A 19907-nucleotide genomic window follows, 5' to 3' on the forward strand; every position below is an offset into this window, starting at 1 on the left:
CGTGCGATCGCAAGGCGGAGGATCGCATCCGTTCTGTGCGTACTCGGGCGAGTCCGACAACGCGGCGGGCGTGCGTGCCAGGCGTCGTGAGCCAGACGCCAGTTCGAAGACAGGACCTAGGGGTACAGGTCCCGGCCGTACGTCGCGGGGTCGTCCAGCGCGTCCAGGACGAGGTCGGCGAGGTCCGCGTAGGTCGTACGGGGCGCGAGGCCCCGGTGCGGCGTGAACGACCGGGACCGGTTGCCCCGCGCGGGGCCGTGGTGCAGCACCCCGGACCGTACGACGGTCCAGTCCAGACCGCTGGTGAGGATCACCGCGTCCTGCGCCTCCCGTTCCCGCAGGAGGGGGCGGGCCGTCGCCCGGTAGAGGGCGGCGATGGTCCGGCCCGAGAGGCCGCGTACGTGCGAGCCGTAGCCGGCCTCCGAGACGACGATCAGCCGCCGTACGCCGGGCTCGCGCATCGCGTCCACGATCAGTTCGGTGCCGCGTGAGTACAGAGGCGTCGTCCGGTTGCCCTTGAGGCCGAAGGCGATCACCGCGACGTCGGCTCCGGTGAGGGCGTCGGACACGGCGCTCTCGTCGAAGGGACTGCCGGTCACCACCCGGTCGACGGGGGCGCCGCCGAGCCGCGCGGGGTCCCGCACCTGTGCGGTCGTGCGGTGCCCGGAGCGTGCGGCGGCGGTGAGGAAGGCTTGTCCGGTACGCCCGGTGGCGCCGAACACGGTGACATTCATGGGCCGGCTGTTCCTGTCGTCTTCATGGGTCTTCTCATCATGGGTCCCATCATCGGCCCCGCCCGTGTTCGGCCCGCGAGGGCTTCTTCGGGAGGTGCGGTCGGCGGACCCGCACAGCTTGCGCCACGGGGCGTCCGGACCGCTACGGATCGGCCCGGACCCCGCGGCCGGAACGCGCTTCGACATGGCGCCGGCGGGGGCGACTCCCGGACGTTCACCGGCGGGCCGTCCATGGGTCTTCCCGCCGCCACCTGCGGTGGCTAGCTTCCGGGCCGTAGCACCTGACTCGGGAGGACCTCTTGGCCACTGACATCTCACGGCGCCGGCTCTTCGCGCTCGGCGGTGGCGCCGTCGGCGCCGCCGCGGCGGGCTCCCTGCTGCCGCCGTCCCTGCGGGCCGCCATCGCCGCCGGGGCGCCGGCCGGGGGACTGGACGCCGTCAGACATGTCGTGGTGCTGATGCAGGAGAACCGGTCGTTCGACCACTACTTCGGCACGCTGCGCGGCGTACGCGGCTTCGGGGACCGCAACGCCGTGGAACTGCCCACCGGCCGCCCCGTGTTCGCCCAGCCGAGCGCCGCGCCCACGGCGCGGGGCGACGACGACACGACCGTCCTGCCCTTCCCCGTACGCGACGCCGCCGAGGCGCAGCACAAGGACCTTCAGTACATAGGCGACCTCGACCACTCCTGGAGAGGCGGCGCCAAGGCGTGGAACAACGGCTGGATGGACGGCTGGGTCTCCGCCAAGACCGCCGCCACCATGGCGTACTACGACCGCGCCGACATCCCGCTCCACTACGAGCTGGCGGACACCTTCACCGTCTGCGACGCCTACCACTCGTCGATCCACACCTCCACGAGCCCCAACCGCAACCATCTGTGGAGCGGTTGGACCGGCCACGAGGCCGACGGGCGGCGCGCGGTCGGCAACGACGCGTACGACGAGGGCAGGCACCCCGGCTACGCGTGGCCCACGTACGCCGAGCGGCTGGAGAAGGCCGGGCGGAGCTGGAAGACGTACACCGAGTGGGAGAACTTCACCGACAACAACATCGAGTTCTTCACCTCCTTCAAGAAGATCGCGCGCAAGGCGCTCGCCAAGGCCCGTGAGCTCGAAGGCGCCGGCGACTTCGGCTACATGGAGTCCTTCTACGCCGCCGTGCGCGAGACGGACGACCCCGCCGTACGCGCGAGGCTCCTCGCCGCGCTCGACGAGGGTGTGGAGGCCCTGACCGCCCGCGAACGCTCGCTCTTCGAACGCGGGCTGCGGCGCGTCGAGTCGGGCACCCTCGCCGCGGCGTTCCGCGCCGACGTGGCCGCCGGGCGGCTGCCCGAGGTGTCGTACCTGGTGCCGTCGGCGGTCGACTCCGAGCACCCCGGCGCCTCCTCACCGGTCGCCAGCGCCGGCCTCGTCCACCAGGTGCTGGACGCGCTCGGCTCGCACCCGGAGGTCTGGCGGCACACGGTCGTACTGATCAACTACGACGAGAACGACGGCTTCTTCGACCACGTGCCGCCCCCCGTGCCGCCCGTGGACGACCCCGACGAGCGCTGGGAGGGCCGTCCGACGGGGCTCGGCATCCGTGTACCGCTGCTCGTCGTCTCGCCCTGGACCGTGGGCGGTTACGTCTGCTCGCAGGTCTTCGACCACACGTCGGTCGTCCGCTTCCTGGAGACGTGGACCGGCGTGAAGGAACCCAACATCACGCCGTGGCGGCGCGCCGTCACCGGCGATCTGACGTCCGCTTTCGACTTCGGACGGGGCCGGCCGCGCCCGGACGTCGAACAGCCGGGGCCCGTCCCCCCGTTCACGGGGCGCTGGCGGCCCGTGCCGCCCACCGTGCAGCGGATGCCGGTGCAGGAGCCCGGCACGCGCCCCGCCAGGCCGCTGCCGTACCAGCCGGACGTCCACGGCCGCCTCGCGACGGGCGATGCCGGGGAGCGGGTCCTGCGGCTCGAACTGCGCAACACGGGCCGGGCGAGCGCGCACCTGGCGCTCTATCCGTACGAGGGCGAGTTCGACGTCCCGCAGCACCGGGACGTCAGGGGCACGGCGCACTGGACGGTGCCCCTCACCGGCGACGCCTACCGCTTCACGATCACCGGCCCCAACGGCTTCCGCCGTGAATTCGCCGGCCCCGTCGCGGGCGGCGGCGCCGAGGTCACCTCGTCCGTCGACCACCACGACCGCGATCTCCATCTCACCCTCCGTAATGAGGGTGATCTGCCCCTCACCTTCACGGTGCGCTCGCTCGGTTACGCCGACGAGGCCGATCTCCGTGACTGGAAGCGCGAGTTCACGGTCAAGCCGGGACGGCGCCGCAGCGTGGTGCACTCGGCCGCGGACGCGCACGGGTGGTACGACATCGAGGTGACGGCGGGCCGGGGCTTCCGGCGACGGCTGATGGGGCACATCGAGAACGGCAAGCCGAGCGTTTCCGGCTGAACCGTAATTCTCCCCTCCGGCCGATCGAAGGCCAGGTCAACACTGTGTGAGTAACCCCACCAAACGGGCAAACGATCACGATTCGATGTCAGAATCGGGCTCTCCGAACCACGCAGGGGAGCAGACCGTTGGCAGCAGTCGCGCGGTGGTGCGTCAGGCACCGGCTCCTGGTCGTACTCCTGTGGCTGCTGGCCCTCGGCTCCACCGCCGTCGGCGCCGTCTCGGCCGGAACCTCGTACTCCAACGACTACGAGGCACCCGGCACCGAGTCCGGCCACGCCGTCGAACTCCTGGAGAGCGGATTCCCCGGCGCCGGCGGCGACAGCGACACCGTGGTCTGGCACACCGAACGCGGCTCCGTCCGCGCGCAGGACGTCGAACTGCGCATGGGCGTCACGCTCGGTGAGATCGCCAAGCTGCCCGGCGTGGCCTCCGTGACGAGCCCGTACGCCCTCACCGACGGTGCCGGGACGCCCCCGTACACACCCGGCCCGGACGACGGCGAGGGCGCCCGTCAGATCAGCGAGGACGGCCGCACCGCCTTCGCCGTCGTCACCTTCGAGCAGCAGGTCGACAACATCCCCGTCGCCCAGGCCCGGGCCGTCGTCGACACGGCGAAGAAGGCCGCCACCGACGACCTCCAGGTGGAGCTCGGCGGCAGCGCCGTCGCCCTCACCGAAGGCACCACCACGCACACGGCGGAGATCGTGGGCGTCGCCATGGCCGCCGTGGTCCTCTTCCTCGCCTTCGGCTCGCTCGCGGCGAGCCTGCTGCCCATCGCCACCGCGCTGGTGTCGGTCGGGACGGCGTACGCGGGCATCGCTCTCCTCGGTCACCTCATGACCGTGGCCGACTTCGCGCCCTTGCTCGGTCTGCTCGTCGGGCTCGGCGTCGGCATCGACTACGCGCTGTTCATCGTGACCAGGCACCGCAAGGGCCTCAAACAGGGCCTCACGGTCACGCGGGCGGCCACGGATGCCGTCGCCACCACGGGGCGCGCCGTCGTCTTCGCCGGGGCCACCGTCTGTATCGCACTGCTCGGGATGCTGGTGCTGCGGCTGAGCTTCCTCAACGGCGTCGCCATCGCCGCCTCGCTCACCGTCGCGCTGACGGTGGCCGCGTCCGTGACCCTGCTGCCGGCCCTGCTCTCGTACACCGGAGGGCGCGCGCTGAGCCGCCGCGAACGCGCCCGGCTCGCCGAACACGGTCCGCTGCCCGAGACCCCCACCGGCTTCGCCGCCCGCTGGTCCGCCTTCGTGGCACGCCACCCCCGGCTGCTCGGCGCCGCCGCCGTGGTCGTGATGCTCGTGCTCGCCCTGCCCACGTTCTCGCTCCACCTGGGGACCTCGGACCAGGGCAACAACCCGGCGACCAGCACCACCCGGCAGGCGTACGACCGGCTCGCCGAGGGATTCGGACCCGGCGTCAACGGTCCGCTGACACTCGTCGCCGAGCTGGACGGTGCCGACGACCGGCTCGCGATGGACCAACTCCCGGACACGTTGCGCGAGTCGGAGGGCGTCGCCTCCGTCGGGCCGATCGTCTTCAACGGCAGCGGCGACACCGCCCTGCTGACCGTCGTCCCCGGATCGTCTCCGCAGTCGGAGCACACCAGCGATCTCGTCGACCACCTCCGTAAGGATGTGCTGTCCCGCGCCGAGGCGGGCACCTCCCTGGAAGTGTCGGTCGGCGGGGTCACCGCGAGCTACGACGACTTCGCCGACGTCGTCGTCGGCAAACTCCCGCTCTTCGTCGGCGTCGTCGTCGCCCTCGGCTGTCTGCTGCTCCTGCTGGCCTTCCGCTCCGTCGGCATCCCACTGAAGGCGGCGGTGATGAACGTGGCCGCCGTCGCCTCTTCCTTCGGGATCGTCGTCGCGATCTTCCAGTGGGGCTGGGGGAGCGAACTCCTCGGCCTCGGCAGCGCGGGCCCGATCGAGCCGTTCCTGCCCGTGATCATGGTCTCGGTCCTCTTCGGCCTCTCCATGGACTACCAGGTCTTCCTGGTGAGCCGGATGTACGAGGAGTGGCTGGAGACCGGTGACAACAGACGTGCCGTGCGGGTCGGCCTCGCCGAGACCGGCCGCGTGATCAACTCGGCCGCCGTGATCATGATTTCGGTCTTCCTCGCCTTCGTCCTCACCGGGGACCGCGTCATCGCGATGTTCGGCGTCGGACTGGCCGCGGCGGTCGCGCTGGACGCCTTCGTACTCCGTACGCTCCTCGTCCCCGCCCTGATGCATCTGCTCGGCGGCGCCAACTGGTGGCTGCCGCGCACGCTGGACCGCTGGCTGCCGCGGATCAGCATCGAGGCGCCCGCCGCCCGCCGTCGTACGTCTGGGAAGATCCCCGCACGGCGCGAGGAGCACGCGGAGCGTGCGGAACACGTGCCGGGGAGCACGGGCCGAAACTGAGCCCGCCGGACAGGAGGAGCGCGATGTTCGCGACATCATTGGGTGACAACGCGGAACTGAGACCGCTGGAGCCGTGGCAGGCCGAGGAGTTCCTCACGCACATGGACCGTGCGAGGGAGCTGGTGACCGAACACGTCGGGCTCGCCGACGCCGTCACCGACCTCGAATCGGCGCGGAACTTCCTCACCTCGTACGCGAACAAGCAGGCCGCCGACGCCGGACGGATCTACGGGATCTGGCTCGACGACATCCTCGTCGGCGGCGTGCTCTTCCGGATCTTCGACGCGCCGGGCGGTAACTGCGAGGTCGGCTGCTGGCTCGAACCGGCGGCCACGGGGCGCGGTCTGGTGACTCGCGCGATAACCGTGCTCATCGACTGGGCGGTGGACCGGCGCGGCATCCACCGTGTGGAGTGGGTGGCCTCGTCGGCCAACCTCGCGAGCGTCAGGGTTGCCCAACGGCTCGGCCTGCGGCTCGACGGAATCCTGCGCGAGAGCAGCCTCCACCACGGCCGCCGGCAGGACCACGAGGTCTGGGCCGTACTGGCTCCCGAGTGGCGTGAGCTGCGGCGCGACACCCCTTGAGGAAACTCTCATGGATCTCTCATACGGGCCGCCTACCGTGCGGCGCATGAACCCCACGACCAAGCCAGAAGAGCCCGCGGACGAAAGCGGCGACAACAAGGCGGAGCGTGCCGTTCCGGCCGTCGCCGACAAGAACGACGCACCGGGCCCGAGCCTGGCCAAGGACTCGGGGGAGAGCCCTCAGGCGGGCGGCGCGCAGGGCGCCCACCGTGCCGGCGACGCGGACGGCGACGGCGCCGCCTCGGACGACGACGGCGACGACGGTGATCTGCTCGTCGACGACCCGGACGGCGAGTACACCCCGCCGCCCTCCAGCGGCCTCGCCGCCGCGTCCACGGCCCTGATCTCCGTACTGCTCTCGCTCGTCGCGCTCATCGGCACCTGGTCCGGCAAGGTGATCGCCGAACGCGAGACGCTCGTGGGCCAGATCGACCTCGGCCAGACCGGCACGGCGCAGCAGCAGATCTCCGAGATCTACGGCGACGCCTGGCACGCCACCGCGCTGACCAACGGCATCTTCGCCGTGCTCGCGCTCATCGTCGGCCTCGCGGCGCTCGGCCTGCCGCAGCGCAAGAGCTGGGTACAGCCCTTCGCCGTCGCCGGTATCGCACTCGGCGCGCTCGCCCTGCTGATCTCGATCGGCATGTACTTCGACGTCTTCGTCTCCCTGCCGGAGCCGCCCCCGGCCGCCCCGCCGACCACCGGCTGACACGGTCCCACCGGGCCCGCCGGGTCCTTCACGGACCGCCGAGAGCCCACCTCCTCACGCGCCGCACGGGCACCACCCCGTGCGGCGCGTGAGGCGTTTCGGGGCAGGGCCTTAGGCCGCCGCCGGGCCGCCACGCGTCCGCCTAAGGCGCACGCGCCGCGAAGATGCGGCACTCGCCCGATGCGGGCGTACCCCCTGGGAGACGAATGTTGAGGCATCGCAAGGACGCCGAAGCACTTCGTGAACAGGGGAGTCGAGATGTTCGAGTACGAGATGCACCAGATGAAAGCGGCCGATCTGATCCGTGAGGCCGACAACCGGCGGCTGGTCCGCCAGGTCCGCAAGGCCCGCAAGGAGGCCGCGCGCAACGCCGGGAACGAGGGCGAGAGGCGGGTGGAATCGCACCGGGGCCGGTTCGTCAGCGCGGCGTGACGGGCGTACGGAGATGGCCGCCCGCCCCGACCTCCGAAGGACGCCGGATCCAGGGCCGCCGAGGGTGCCAACGGCACCCGCGGCGACCGCGATAACGAGTGCCGCGCTGTCATACCCCTGTGCGATGCTCGGAACCGTGGAGACCAAGTCAGTCAGTCCCGTGTTCGTCGGTCGCGACGGCGAGCTGACCGCACTCACCGAAGCGCTCGCCCGCGCCGCCGCGGGCCAGCCGCAGGCGCTTCTCGTCGGCGGTGAGGCGGGGGTCGGCAAGACGAGGCTCATCGAGGAGCTGATCTCGGTGGCCTGCCGCGACGGCGCCGTCGTCGCGGTCGGCGGCTGTGTGGAGATCGGCGGCGACGGCCTGCCCTTCGCGCCCTTCTCCGCGGCCCTGCGCGGCCTGCGGCGACTGCTGCCCGAGGAGATCGCCGCCGCCGCGGACGGCCAGGAAGGCGAACTGGCGAGGATCCTGCCCGAGTTGGGCCCCTCGGCGAGCGACGCCCTGGGTGAGCACGGCACCGCGAGCCTCTTCGAACTGACCGTCCGGCTGCTGGAGCGCGTAGCCGCCGACCGCACGGTCGTCCTCATTCTGGAGGATCTGCACTGGGCCGACGCCTCCACCCGCCATCTGCTCGCCTATCTGTTCCGCACGCTGCGCCGCGGACGGCTCCTCGTCATCACCACCTACCGCACCGACGACATCCACCGCCGCCACCCGCTGCGCCCGCTCCTCGCGGAGCTGGACCGGCTGCGCACGGTCAGCCGGATCGAGCTCTCCCGCTTCAGCCGGGCCGAGGTCCGGCGACAACTGCACGGCATCCTGGGTGACGAGCCGGCGCCGCAACTCGTCGACGAGATCTTCGGGCGCTCCGACGGCAACGCGTTCTTCGTGGAAGAACTGGCCGTCGCCATCGAGTCGGGCTGCCGCTCCGGACTCACCGACTCCCTGCGCGATCTGCTGCTCGTCCGGGTCGAGACCCTGCCGGAGAACGCCCAGCGGGTGGCCCGGATCGTCGCCGAGGGCGGCGCCACCGTCGAGTTCCCCCTGCTGCTGGCCGTCGCACAGCTCTCCGAGGACGACCTGATCGACGCGCTGCGGGCCGCCGTGGGCGCGAACATCCTCCTCCCGGTGGACGGCGACGGGTACCGCTTCCGGCACTCGCTCGTACGCGAGGCGATCAGCGACGACCTGCTCCCCGGCGAACGCTCCCGGCTCAACCGCCGCCTCGCCGAAGCCCTGGAGGCCGACCCCTCGCTCGTACGGGGCGACGAGAGCACCACCCGCCTCGCCGGGTACTGGTACCACGCGCACGACGCGGCCAAAGCCCTGCCCGTCGTCCTGCTCGCCTCCGTCGAGGCCCGCCGGCGCTACGCCCACGCCGAGCAACTGCGGCTGCTGGAGCGCGCCATGGAGCTCTGGGACGCCGCACCCGAGGACATCCGCGCCTGCCTCAGACCCCCGGACGACACCGAGGTCTACCCGCCCACCGCCGAGGGGGCGAGCGCCCCGCTGCGCTATCTCGACCTGCTGGCCGAGGCGACCGTCGCCGCCCGCTCCGGCGGCGAACGCGAGCGGGCCCTGGCGCTGTCCAAGAAGGCCATGCGGGTCCTGGAGACCGTGGACGACCCGCTGCGCGCCGCCTGGTTCTGGACGCAGCGCTCACGGCTGGTGCAGGACCTCACCCGCGGCGACGGCTGGGACGAACTGGCCACCGCCCAGGACCTGGTGCGCGGCCTGCCTCCGTCCGCCGTGCACGCCTCCGTCCTCTCCGACGTCGCGAGCTGGGGCGCCCTGCACCGGCCGGGCCCCAACAGCCTGGCCGCCGCCGACCGCGCCGTGGAGTACGCGCGCCTCGTCGGCGCCGAGCACATCGAACTGAACGCCAGGGCGACCCGCGGCTGGCTCGCCACCGAGTCGGGATCCATCGAGGAGGGACTCGCCGAGATGTACGCGGTACGGGACCGCGTCTTCGAACTCGGCAACCTCGGCACGCTCGGCATCCTGGGCCGCATCAGCATCAACCTGCCGTCCACGCTGGAGAGCGTGGGCCGCTCGGAGGAGGCGGTCGCCGCCGCCGAGCTCGGCATCACCCTCTGCCATCAGCGAGGCCTGTCCGACAAGGAAGCCTGGGTCCGGGTCAATCTGAGCGAATCGCTGTTCGCGCTCGGCCGCTGGAACGAGTCCCGGACGGCGATCGACGAAGCGGCTTGGATCGCGCACGCCCCCAAGGCCCGCGCACTGGTGGCCGTACGGCGCGCGCTGCTCGCCCTCGGGCGCGGCGACGCCGCGGAGGCCGCGAGCCAAGTGACCCTGGCCCGGGCGGTCTTCGGTCCGCACGACCCCCAGCCGCAGCATGTCATCGCGCCGGCCAGGCTGGCGATGGTCAGCGCCGCGCGCCAGGGCCGGCTCGCCGAGGCCCGCGCCGAGTTCGAACAGGTCGCCGCGCAGGGCTTCCCGCCGGGCATGCAGCGGTACGCGCTGCCGCTGCTCTGCTCGGCCGCGGCGATGGAGGCGGACGCGCGCGGGCTGCCGGAGGCCGACGCGGGGCGGGCGGCGATCCTGGCGATCGTCCGCGACCACGCGAAGCGACTGCCCGCCCTCGTCCCGATCTGGCGGGCGTACGACCTGCTGCTCGAAGCCGAACTCGCCCGCGCCGACGGCATCGTCGCCCCGAAGCTGTGGGCCCGCGCCGTGGCCGCCTTCGAGGCGCTTCCACGTCCGTACGAACTCGCCGAGGCCCGCCACCGCTGGGCGGCGGACCTCCTCGCCGCGTCGGCGGACCGGGAACAGGCCACCGCGCTCCTGATCCAGGCCCACGCCGCGGCGAAACGGCTCGGCGCGCGGCACCTGGTCGAGGAGACGGAACTCCTCGCGGGCCGGGCACGGATCAGTCTCTCCACCACCCCGGAACTCGCCCCGGCCCCCGCCCCGGAGACCGACGCCGTCAGCTCTCTGGGTCTGACCCCCCGCGAACAGGACGTCCTGCGCCGGGTGGCCGACGGCCTCAGCAACCGCCAGATCGCCGAGGAGCTGTACATCTCACCCAAAACGGCGAGCGTGCACGTCTCCAACATCCTGGCCAAGCTCGGCGTCTCGGGCCGCACGGAGGCGGCGGCGATGACCCACCGCCTCCACCTCTTCAGCGACCTGGAGCCGACACGCACCTAGGAGACGCCTCGACCCACGTCGCCCGCGTCACGTCACGTCCACCCGAAGGATCTTGTCGTCTCCGGGCTTCGCGCTGCCCCGGCCGTCCGTGTTGCTCGTCATCAGCCACAGCGCACCGTCACCCGTCGCCACCACCGTGCGCAGACGGCCGTACTCGCCCTCGAAGAAGGCCTGTGCGGCGGCCGACGGTTTCACGCCCGCCAACGGGATCCGCCACAGCCGCTCGCCGCGCAGCGCCGCCATCCAGATGGAGCCCTCGGCGAAGGCGATACCGCTCGGTGAGGCGTCGCCCGTCCGCCACTCCTCCACCGGATCGACGAAGCCCGACTTCCCGGCCTTGCCCTCGGCCTCCGGCCAGCCGTAGTTCTTGCCCGGCTCGATCAGATTGAGCTCGTCCCAGGTGTTCTGGCCGAACTCCGACGCCCACAGCCGCTTGTCGGAATCCCAGGCGAGACCCTGCACATTGCGGTGCCCGTAGGTGTAGACGACCGAATCCGCCTCCGGATTGCCGTGCGCCGGCCGGCCGTCCGGCGTCATCCGCAGGATTTTCCCGCCCAGGGACTCCTTGTCCTGCGCGAGTCCCGTCTCACCCGTCTCGCCCGTGCCCGCGTAGAGCATCTTGTCCGGGCCGAAGGCGATCCGGCCGCCGTTGTGGATGTTCCCCTTCGGAATGCCCCGCAGGATGGTGTCGGGCGCGCCCAGCTGCCGGCCCACCGGCCTCTTCGGGTCGTACAGCATCCGGGCGATGCGGTTGTCCGATTCCGTCGTGAAGTAGGCGTACACATAGGTGTCCGAGGCGAACGACGGGGAGATCGCGAGGCCCAGCAGACCCCCCTCGCCGCCCGGAGCGACGCCGGGCACCGCGCCCACTTCCGTCTTTTCGCCCGTCTCCGAGTCGACCCGCGTGATCGTCCCCTCGTCGCGCGAGGAGACCAGCAGATCGCCCTCGGGCAGCGCCGCCAGACCCCACGGCGACCTGAGGCCCTCCGTCAGCGTCGACACCACCTTCGCCGAACCCTTCGCGGGCGGCGCCGACGGCTTCGCCGCGCCGTTTGGGGGCGTCGACCCGTCGGACACCGACGAGGACGCGGAACCCGACGGGCTCCCCGGCCGCGCCGTGTCGTCGGAGGACGAGCAGGCGGTCACGACGAATAGCGCCGCTGTGGCCAACACGGCGGTCACTGGAGCACGTTGCACGGTCTTGATCCCTTCGACGGCTGCGTCTCTACGTTTCATACACCGCGGCCCGCGTCCAGGTTCCCATCCGGCCGGTATCAGTGCCACGACTCCCACGCCGGGGGCAGCGCGGCGATCTCGGCCAGATCCGCCGCCGACAGCGCCAGCCCGGCCGCCGCCGCGTTCTCCACCGCCCACCGCTCCCGCTTCGCCCCCGGAACAGGCACCACCTGGGGCCCGCGCGCCAGCACCCACGCCAGGGCCACCTGCGCCGGTGTCGCCCCGTGCCGCTCGGCGACCCGCCGCAGCCCCGCCACCACCGGCTGGTTCGACGCCATCATCTCGGCGGTGAAGCGCGGATGCCTGGCCCGTACGTCGTCCGGCTCGAAGCCCTGCCCGGGGGTGAGCGTGCCGGTCAGATAGCCGCTTCCCAGCGGCATCGCCGCCAGGAGCCCCACCCCCCGCGCCGCGCACCACGGCAGCAGCCGCTCCGTCGCCTCCGGCGCCCACACCGACAGCTCCGCCTCCACCGCGCTCACCGGAAACACCTGCTGCATCCGCTCCAGCAGCGCGATCGTCGCCCCGTAACGGTCCGTGCCGGTACGGCGTGGCGCGCGGGCGTCCACCGCGCACAGCCCCAGGGCCCGTACCTTCCCCGCCGCCACCAGCTCCGCCATCGCGCCCCAGGTCTCCTCGACCGGCACCTCCGGATCGGCCCGGTGCAACTGGTAGAGGTCGATTACCTCCGTGCGCAACCGCCGCAGCGACGCGTCGCAGGCCCGGCGCACATAGCCGGGACGGCCGTTGGCGACGATGTGCTGATCGCCCACCAGCAGACCGCACTTGGTGGACACGAACGCGTCGTCGCGCCGCTGCGTGAGCACCCGCCCCAGCAGCAGCTCGTTGGTGAAGGGGCCGTACATGTCGGCCGTGTCGAGCAGTGTCGTACCGGCGTCGAGCGCCGCGTGCACGGTCCGCGACGAACGGTCGCCCCGCTGCTCGGAGGCGCTGTAGGCCCAACTCATCGGCATACAGCCGAGTCCGACGGCGCCCACCGTGAGTGCTGCCGCACCGATCGCCCTGCGCTCCAACTGCCCCGCCCCTCCCGCTTCCTGGCGTGTCCGCTCCCACCGGACACACCCCAGCTAACCTCATGGGCCCGCCGACGCCGCTGCGCCCCGGTGCCCCTCCGCCCCGGTGCCGGGCCGTACCGGTCCCTGGAACGCCCTTCATCGACGCCATGGGCTTCGCATAGCCTCCTGCCCATGACTTCAGACGTATGGCTGCCGATACCGGCCGACGAGATCGAAGGGCTTCCCGCCGGCCTGGACTATCTCCACTGGGACGGTGCTCCCGAGTTCCCCGGCGACCCGGCCGACTGCGCCTTCTACGTGGTCCCGTACATGAAGGGCATGGACATCGCGCTCCGGCCGCTCGCCGCGATGACCTCCGTACGCGTCGTACAGACCCTCTCCGCCGGGATCGACCACGTGGCGCCCGGACTCGGCTCGCTGCCCCCCGGTGTGCGTCTGTGCAACGCCAAGGGCGTCCACGAGGCCAGCACCGCCGAACTCACCGTCGCGCTCGTCCTCGCCTCGCTGCGCGGCATCCCCGGCTTCGTCCGGGGCCAGGATGCCGAGGAGTGGCGGTCCGGCTTCTACCCGGCGCTCGCCGACAAGTCCGTGCTGATCGTCGGCTACGGCTCCATCGGCGCCGCCATCGAGGACCGGCTCGCGCCGTTCGAGTGCGCGCGGGTGGCGCGGGTGGCGCGCTCCGCGCGTGCCACCGAGCGCGGCCCCGTGCACGCACTCACCGATCTGCCGGGCCTGCTGCCCGAGGCCGACGTCGTGATCGTGTCGACGCCACTCACCGAGGAGACGAAGGGCCTGGCGGGCGCCGGGTTCCTGGCCCGTATGAAGGACGGCGCGCTGTTCGTGAACGTCGCACGGGGCCAGGTCGCCGACACCAAGGCGCTCCTCGCGGAGCTGGAGAGCGGGCGGATCACGGCCGCGCTCGACGTCACCGATCCGGAACCCCTCCCGCCGGGTCATCCCCTCTGGCATGCTCCGGGTGTTGTCATCAGCCCTCACGCGGGCGGATCCACCTCGGCCTTCATGCCGCGCGCCAAGCGTCTGCTCGCCGACCAACTCACCCGCTACGCCGCGGGGGACGCTCTGCGCAACGAGGTGCTCACCACCGGCTGAGCCACCGTCGGTCCGCGCTGAAGGGCGACAACTCCGCTGCTCGTCACGGAGAGTAGAAGAACTATGTCCCTGAGTGACGAGTCTGGTGTATCGTCCCGATCTGGGGGTCGCGTCGCGCGAGGGGCGACGTGGCGGAGCGATCAGAATCCGAGGGGGCGACGGGCGATGTACTGCCGATGCGCGAACGATCCGACGCGGAAGGGCCGTCCACGGCGGCCTTCGAACCCAACGACACAAGGCCACACGCCGACGGCCCAGGCTCCGGCCCGGACCCCGGCGAGGCGCACCTCACCGACGCGTACGTCACCGGAGCGCCCCTCCACGGCGCGAGGACCCGCCGCGGCGGCGGTGACGGCGACACCCCCCGAGGTGGCCCCGTGAGCCCCCCCGGGGCGCTCCTCGGCCCCCGCGTCGCCCCGGAGGACGGCAGCGACCCCGGCAGCGGCGCCGACGCCGGCGGAGGCGGCACCGGCCTCCTCGCGCAACTCCTCCTCGCCCTCATCTGCGGGGGCTACGCGACCGGCGCGGCACTCGGCTGGGGTTCCCCCGAAGTGGCCCTGTTCATGGGCGACTTCGGCCTCAGCATCGCCGCCCTCATCGCCTCGGTCTCCTGCTTCCTCTACGCCCGCGGGAACGACAGCCGATTCCGCCCCGCCTGGATGCTCTTCTCGCTCTCCTCCTTGATGGCCGCCGGCGGGAACGCGGTCTGGGGCTGGTACGAGGTCGTGCTCGGCCGCCCCGTACCGAGCCCCTCCCTCGCCGACCTGTTCTTCCTCTGCTTCGCGCCACCCGCCATCGTCGGTCTGCTCGTCCTCGCCAAACGTCCCGTCAGCAAGGCCGGCTGGGTCTGTCTCTGCCTCGACGCCTGGCTGATCGGCGGCTCGCTCCTCACGCTCTCCTGGAGCCTGGCCCTCGCGCACACCACGCACTTCGACGGCGAGACCGTCGCCCACGCCGCTCTCTCCCTCGCCTATCCGCTGCTGGACATCGTGCTCGTCAGCATGGTGCTCGCCCTGCACTTCCGGCGCTCGACCGGCAACCGTACGGCCATCAACTCCGCCATCGCCGCCCTCGCCCTCACGGTCCTGTGCGACGCCCTGTTCACCTCCCCGCTGCTCCGGGAGAACTACCGCTCGGGCCAGCTGCTCGACGCGGGCTGGTTCGCCGGGTCCCTGCTGCTCGCGTACGCGCCCTGGGGCGTGCGCAAGACCGCCGAGATCGTCCCCGAGCCGGTACGGCCGCCCCGCGCCCCCCGGCAGCCCGGCAGGCCCATCGCGGGCTCCCTGGCCGCGCTGACGCCGTATCTCGCCGCCGCCGTGTGCACCCTGGGGATCCTGTACAACGTCATCGAGGGCCGCCGGGTCGACCGCGTCGTGGTCCTCACCGGCTGCACGGTCGTCCTCGCCCTGGTCGTACGGCAGGGCATCATGCTCGTCGACAACATCGCGCTCACCCATGAACTGGCCCAGAAGGAGAACCACTTCCGTTCCCTGGTCCAGGGATCGAGCGACGTCATCATGATCGCCGGGCCCGAGGGCACCCTGGACTACGTCAGCCCCGCGGCGGCCGGCGTCTACGGACGCGAGGCGGACGGCCTCGTCGGCGCGGCACTGGAATCGATCATCCACCCGGACGACCGGGGCCGGGTCAAACGCGAGGTACGCCGCTTCCTGGCGGCGCCTCCCACGGAGGAGCCCACCACCCGCATCGAGTGCCGCTTCAAGTCCGGCACCGGCGACTGGCTGAACGTGGAATCCACGGTCAACCGCCACCAGGGCGGCCTGATCCTCAACAGCCGCGACGTCACCGAACGTGTCAGGCTCCAGGCCCAGTTGCAGCACAACGCCGAGCACGACCCGCTCACCGACCTGCCGAACCGCGCCCTGTTCACCGAGCGGGTCCGCCAGGCACTCTCCGGGCGCCGGTCGGGCGACCCCGGCACAGCGGTCCTCTTCATCGACCTCGACGGCTTCAAGGGCGTCAACGACCGCCTCGGCCACCAGGTCGGCGACGAACTGCTGATCAACGCGGCCCGCCGCCTCCAGGACTCGGTACGCGCCGGGGACACCGCAGCCCGCCTCGGCGGGGACGAGTTCGCCGCCCTCATCCTCGGCGACGGCACCGACGACCAGACCGCCCGCGAGTACCAGGTCCACGAGATCGCCGACCGGCTGCGCCTGAAGCTGTCGCAGCCGTACCGCATCGAAGGCAACGATGTCCGCGTCGCCGCCTCCATCGGAGTCGCGTTCGCCGAGCCCGGGATAACCCCCACCCACCTCATGCGCAACGCCGACCTCGCCATGTACCGCGCCAAGGCCGGCGGCAAGGACCGCGTCGAGCTGTACGCCCCCCAGATGCAGGCCGACGTGGTCCGCAGGACCGAACTGGCCACCAGGCTCCGCACCGCCCTGCGGGACGGCGAATTCGCCCTGCTCCACCAGCCCGTCGTCGACCTCTCCACCGGACAGGTCTCCGCCGTCGCCGCCCAGGCCCGCTGGCGCTCCGCCCAGGGCATCCTCTTCACCCCCGCCGAGTTCTTACGGGTCGCCGACGACAGCGACCGCACCGCCGAGTTAGGGCGCTGGCTGCTCGAAGAAGCCGTCGAGCAGGCCGCCGAGCGCGGCAGGACGGGCCACCTCGTACCGGTGACCGTCCGTCTCTCCGCCCGCAGACTGCTCGACCGGTCCATGCCACTGGGCTCCATCGAAGCCCTCCTGACCCGCCACGGGCTCCCCTCGGGCTCCCTGCTGATCGAGCTGGCGGACAGCGACCCGCGCACGTCCCTGGACGAGCTGGAGCACCGCCTGCTCGCGCTGCGCCGTCTGGGCGTACGGATCGCCCTCGACGGCTTCGGCAGCGGCTACGCGGCGATCAACGCGCTGCGCCGCCTCCCCGTCGACGTACTGAAAGTGGACCGCGGGCTGGTCGAGGGCGTCGTCGAGTCCGCCAGGCTGCACAAGATCACCGCGGGGCTGCTCCGGATCGCCGGCGATCTGGGCATGGTCTCGGTGGCCGACGGCGTCGACGTACCGGAACAGGTCCTCGCGCTCCGCGCCATGGGCTGCACCCACGGCCAGGGCATGGCCTTCTCCGGCCCCCTCGACGAGTACCGGCTGCGCCGTGCGCTGATCCGCGGCGAATTCCCCCTCCCCGGGGCCACCCCGCTGCCCGTGCTCAGCGGCGGCTCGCTGCCCGTCCGCCGGACCTGGGCGGCCACCCCGGACATGATCCCCCGACCGATCACCCGTCCGTCCGTCCGCTCAAATGTTGAGACGCCAGTCCCACCCACTTGACAGTGGTAGCGCGTCGGAGGGAGGGTCAATGCCATGCGCACCCGAATTCTCGTACTTGGACAGCGCGTCGGCTGAAGCAGTGGCCCTCACCGGTTCTGCAGACCGCACCGACGCGCTCCCCTCGCCTGCCTCCCGGCACGAGGGGTTTTTTGTTGTACCAGCACAGCCCAAACCCCCGCAAAAACCCTCAGCCTCGAGAAGAGAATGACGATGACCGAGCAGGCCACCGGGGCACACCCGACGCCGCGCGCCCGTAACGGCGGACCCTCGTCCGCCACCGTTGAGCACGTCACGGGCGCGCAGTCCCTCATCCGCTCTCTTGAGGAAGTCGGGGCCGAGACGGTATTCGGCATCCCCGGCGGCGCCATCCTTCCGGCCTACGACCCGATGATGGACTCCACCCGGGTCCGTCACATCCTGGTCCGCCACGAGCAGGGCGCCGGCCACGCGGCCACCGGCTACGCGCAGGCCACCGGCAAGGTGGGCGTCTGTATGGCCACCTCGGGCCCCGGCGCCACCAACCTGGTCACCCCGATCGCCGACGCGCACATGGACTCCGTGCCGCTCGTCGCGATCACCGGCCAGGTCGCGAGCAAGGCGATCGGCACGGACGCCTTCCAGGAGGCGGACATCTGCGGCATCACGATGCCGATCACCAAGCACAACTTCCTGGTCACCAAGGCCGAGGACATCCCGCGCACCATCGCCGAGGCGTTCCACATCGCCGCCACCGGCCGCCCGGGACCCGTGCTGGTCGACATCGCCAAGGACGCACTCCAGGCCAAGACCACCTTCAGCTGGCCGCCCACCCAGGAACTGCCCGGCTACCGCCCGGTCACCAAGCCGCACGCCAAGCAGATCCGCGAGGCGGCGAAGCTGATCACGCAGGCCAAGCGGCCGGTGCTGTACGTCGGCGGCGGCGTCATCAAAGCCGGTGCCACCGCCGAACTGCGCGTTCTCGCCGAACTGACCAACGCCCCCGTCACCACCACCCTGATGGCGCTGGGCGCGTTCCCCGACAGCCACCCGCTGCACGTGGGAATGCCGGGCATGCACGGTGCGGTCACCGCCGTCACCGCGCTGCAGAAGGCCGACCTGATCGTCGCCCTCGGAGCCCGCTTCGACGACCGCGTCACCGGCAAGCTGGACAGCTTCGCCCCGTACGCGAAGATCGTCCACGCCGATGTCGACCCGGCCGAGATCGGCAAGAACCGCGCCGCCGACGTGCCGATCGTCGGCGACGCCCGCGAGGTCCTCGCCGACCTCGTCCAGGCGGTCCAGGCCGAGCACACCGAGGGCAACGTCGGTGACTACAGCGCCTGGTGGCGCGACCTCAGCCGCTGGCGCGAGACGTACCCCCTCGGCTTCGACCAGCCGGCCGACGGCAGCCTCTCCCCGCAGCACGTCATCCAGCGCATCGGCCAACTCGCCCCGGACGACACGATCTACGCGGCGGGCGTCGGCCAGCACCAGATGTGGGCCGCCCACTTCATCGACTACGAGCAGCCCGCCACCTGGCTCAACTCCGGCGGCGCGGGCACGATGGGCTACGCGGTCCCGGCCGCGATGGGCGCCAAGGCCGGGCAGCCGGAGCGCACGGTGTGGGCGATCGACGGCGACGGCTGCTTCCAGATGACCAATCAGGAACTGGTCACCTGCGCGCTCAACAACATCCCCATCAAGGTCGCGATCATCAACAACGGCGCGCTGGGCATGGTCCGCCAGTGGCAGACCCTCTTCTACAACCAGCGCTACTCCAACACCGTCCTCCACAGCGGCCCCGAAGTGGCCGCCGGCGGCTCCTTCGAGGGCTCGGGCCGCGCGGACGACGCCAAGCCCAACGGCGGCACCCGTATCCCGGACTTCGTGAAGCTGTCCGAGGCGATGGGCTGCGTCTCGATGCGCTGCGAGTCCCCGGACGAGCTGGACGCCGTGATCGCCAAGGCCAACTCCATCAACGACCGCCCCGTGGTGGTCGACTTCATCGTCCATGAGGACGCCCAGGTCTGGCCGATGGTCGCCGCGGGCACCTCCAACGACGAGGTCCTGGCCGCCCGGGGTGTGCGCCCCGACTTCGGCGACAGCCTGGACGACTGAGCCGGATGCCGAGAGCGAGAGAAAGAACGACGAAAATGTCTTCCAAGCACACCCTCTCCGTCCTGGTGGAGAACACCCCCGGCATCCTGGCCAGGATCGCCGCGCTGTTCTCCCGGCGCGGTTTCAACATCGACTCACTCGCGGTGGGTGTCACCGAGCACCCCGACATCTCCCGCATCACCATCGTGGTCAACGTCGAGGACCTGCCGCTCGAACAGGTGACGAAGCAGCTCAACAAGCTGATCAACGTCCTGAAGATCGTCGAACTCGAGCCCGGCGCCGCGATCCAGCGCGAGCTCGTCCTGGTGAAGGTCCGCGCCGACAACGAGACCCGCTCCCAGATCGTCGAGATCGTGCAGCTCTTCCGCGCCAAGACCGTGGACGTCTCGCCCGAGGCCGTCACCATCGAGGCCACCGGATCGAGTGACAAGCTCGACGCGATGCTGAAGATGCTGGAGCAGTTCGGCATCAAGGAGCTGGTCCAGTCCGGCACGATCGCCATAGGGCGCGGCGCGCGGTCCATCACCGACCGCAGCCTGCGGGCGCTCGACCGCAGCGCGTAGGCACCCGCTCCGACGGCGCGCGGAGCCCGCGCCGTCGGAGCCGTACGGCACCCCGGTTCGCATGCCGAGACCGTGAGACTCCCTTCACCCG

At 71.6% G+C, this 19907-nt stretch carries 13 protein-coding genes; 10 read left to right on the top strand and 3 right to left on the bottom strand.

Annotated features, from left to right (window positions below; genetic code table 11):
- Nucleotides 1-116: 116 nt before the first annotated feature.
- Nucleotides 117-734: an NAD(P)H-binding protein gene (locus SSPS47_RS24470; RefSeq protein WP_164252889.1), complete on the bottom strand. Its 618-nt coding sequence runs from the start codon at nucleotides 732-734 to the stop codon at nucleotides 117-119.
- Nucleotides 735-1033: 299 nt separating this feature from the next.
- Between SSPS47_RS24470 and SSPS47_RS24475 the strand changes: the two genes are divergently transcribed.
- From SSPS47_RS24475 to SSPS47_RS24500, 6 genes are all read left to right on the top strand, one after another.
- Nucleotides 1034-3181, top strand: coding sequence for a phospholipase C, phosphocholine-specific (locus SSPS47_RS24475; protein ID WP_164252890.1), 2148 nt, complete (start codon nucleotides 1034-1036; stop codon nucleotides 3179-3181).
- Nucleotides 3182-3309: 128 nt separating this feature from the next.
- Nucleotides 3310-5592, top strand: coding sequence for an MMPL family transporter (locus tag SSPS47_RS24480; protein ID WP_164252891.1), 2283 nt, complete (start codon nucleotides 3310-3312; stop codon nucleotides 5590-5592).
- Nucleotides 5593-5615: 23 nt separating this feature from the next.
- A complete protein-coding gene (locus SSPS47_RS24485; protein ID WP_164252892.1) occupies nucleotides 5616-6176 on the top strand; it encodes a GNAT family protein in 561 nt (186 codons plus the stop codon).
- Nucleotides 6177-6222: 46 nt separating this feature from the next.
- Entirely contained in the window at nucleotides 6223-6885 is a 663-nt protein-coding gene (locus SSPS47_RS24490; RefSeq protein WP_164252893.1) for a hypothetical protein, read from the top strand.
- Nucleotides 6886-7125: 240 nt separating this feature from the next.
- Nucleotides 7126-7317: a hypothetical protein gene (locus SSPS47_RS24495; RefSeq protein WP_164247431.1), complete on the top strand. Its 192-nt coding sequence runs from the start codon at nucleotides 7126-7128 to the stop codon at nucleotides 7315-7317.
- A 124-nt stretch (nucleotides 7318-7441) separates the two neighbouring features.
- Complete coding sequence (locus SSPS47_RS24500) at nucleotides 7442-10483, top strand: helix-turn-helix transcriptional regulator (RefSeq protein WP_164252894.1); 3042 nt, start codon at nucleotides 7442-7444, stop codon at nucleotides 10481-10483.
- Between the two features lie 27 nt (nucleotides 10484-10510).
- On the opposite strand, the gene SSPS47_RS24505 is transcribed toward SSPS47_RS24500, so the two are convergent.
- Both SSPS47_RS24505 and SSPS47_RS24510 read right to left on the bottom strand, forming a co-directional pair.
- Complete coding sequence (locus SSPS47_RS24505) at nucleotides 10511-11665, bottom strand: PQQ-dependent sugar dehydrogenase (protein ID WP_164252895.1); 1155 nt, start codon at nucleotides 11663-11665, stop codon at nucleotides 10511-10513.
- A gap of 92 nt (nucleotides 11666-11757) precedes the next feature.
- Nucleotides 11758-12750 (bottom strand): aldo/keto reductase, encoded by a 993-nt coding sequence (locus SSPS47_RS24510; protein ID WP_147873706.1) that lies wholly within the window; start codon nucleotides 12748-12750, stop codon nucleotides 11758-11760.
- A gap of 174 nt (nucleotides 12751-12924) precedes the next feature.
- On the opposite strand from SSPS47_RS24510, the gene SSPS47_RS24515 reads away from it, so the two are divergent.
- From SSPS47_RS24515 to ilvN, 4 genes are all read left to right on the top strand, one after another.
- Entirely contained in the window at nucleotides 12925-13863 is a 939-nt protein-coding gene (locus tag SSPS47_RS24515; RefSeq protein ID WP_164252896.1) for a 2-hydroxyacid dehydrogenase, read from the top strand.
- Between the two features lie 176 nt (nucleotides 13864-14039).
- Nucleotides 14040-17156, top strand: a complete 3117-nt coding sequence (locus tag SSPS47_RS24520) for an EAL domain-containing protein (protein WP_239065040.1) — start codon at nucleotides 14040-14042, stop codon at nucleotides 17154-17156.
- A 210-nt stretch (nucleotides 17157-17366) separates the two neighbouring features.
- Entirely contained in the window at nucleotides 17367-19253 is a 1887-nt protein-coding gene (locus SSPS47_RS24525) for an acetolactate synthase large subunit (RefSeq protein WP_164252898.1), read from the top strand.
- 35 nt (nucleotides 19254-19288) lie between these two features.
- Entirely contained in the window at nucleotides 19289-19816 is a 528-nt protein-coding gene (gene ilvN / locus SSPS47_RS24530) for an acetolactate synthase small subunit (RefSeq protein ID WP_078074922.1), read from the top strand.
- The last annotated feature ends 91 nt before the right edge of the window (nucleotides 19817-19907 follow it).

This window comes from Streptomyces sp. S4.7 (assembly GCF_010384365.1).
GTDB lineage: Bacteria > Actinomycetota > Actinomycetes > Streptomycetales > Streptomycetaceae > Streptomyces.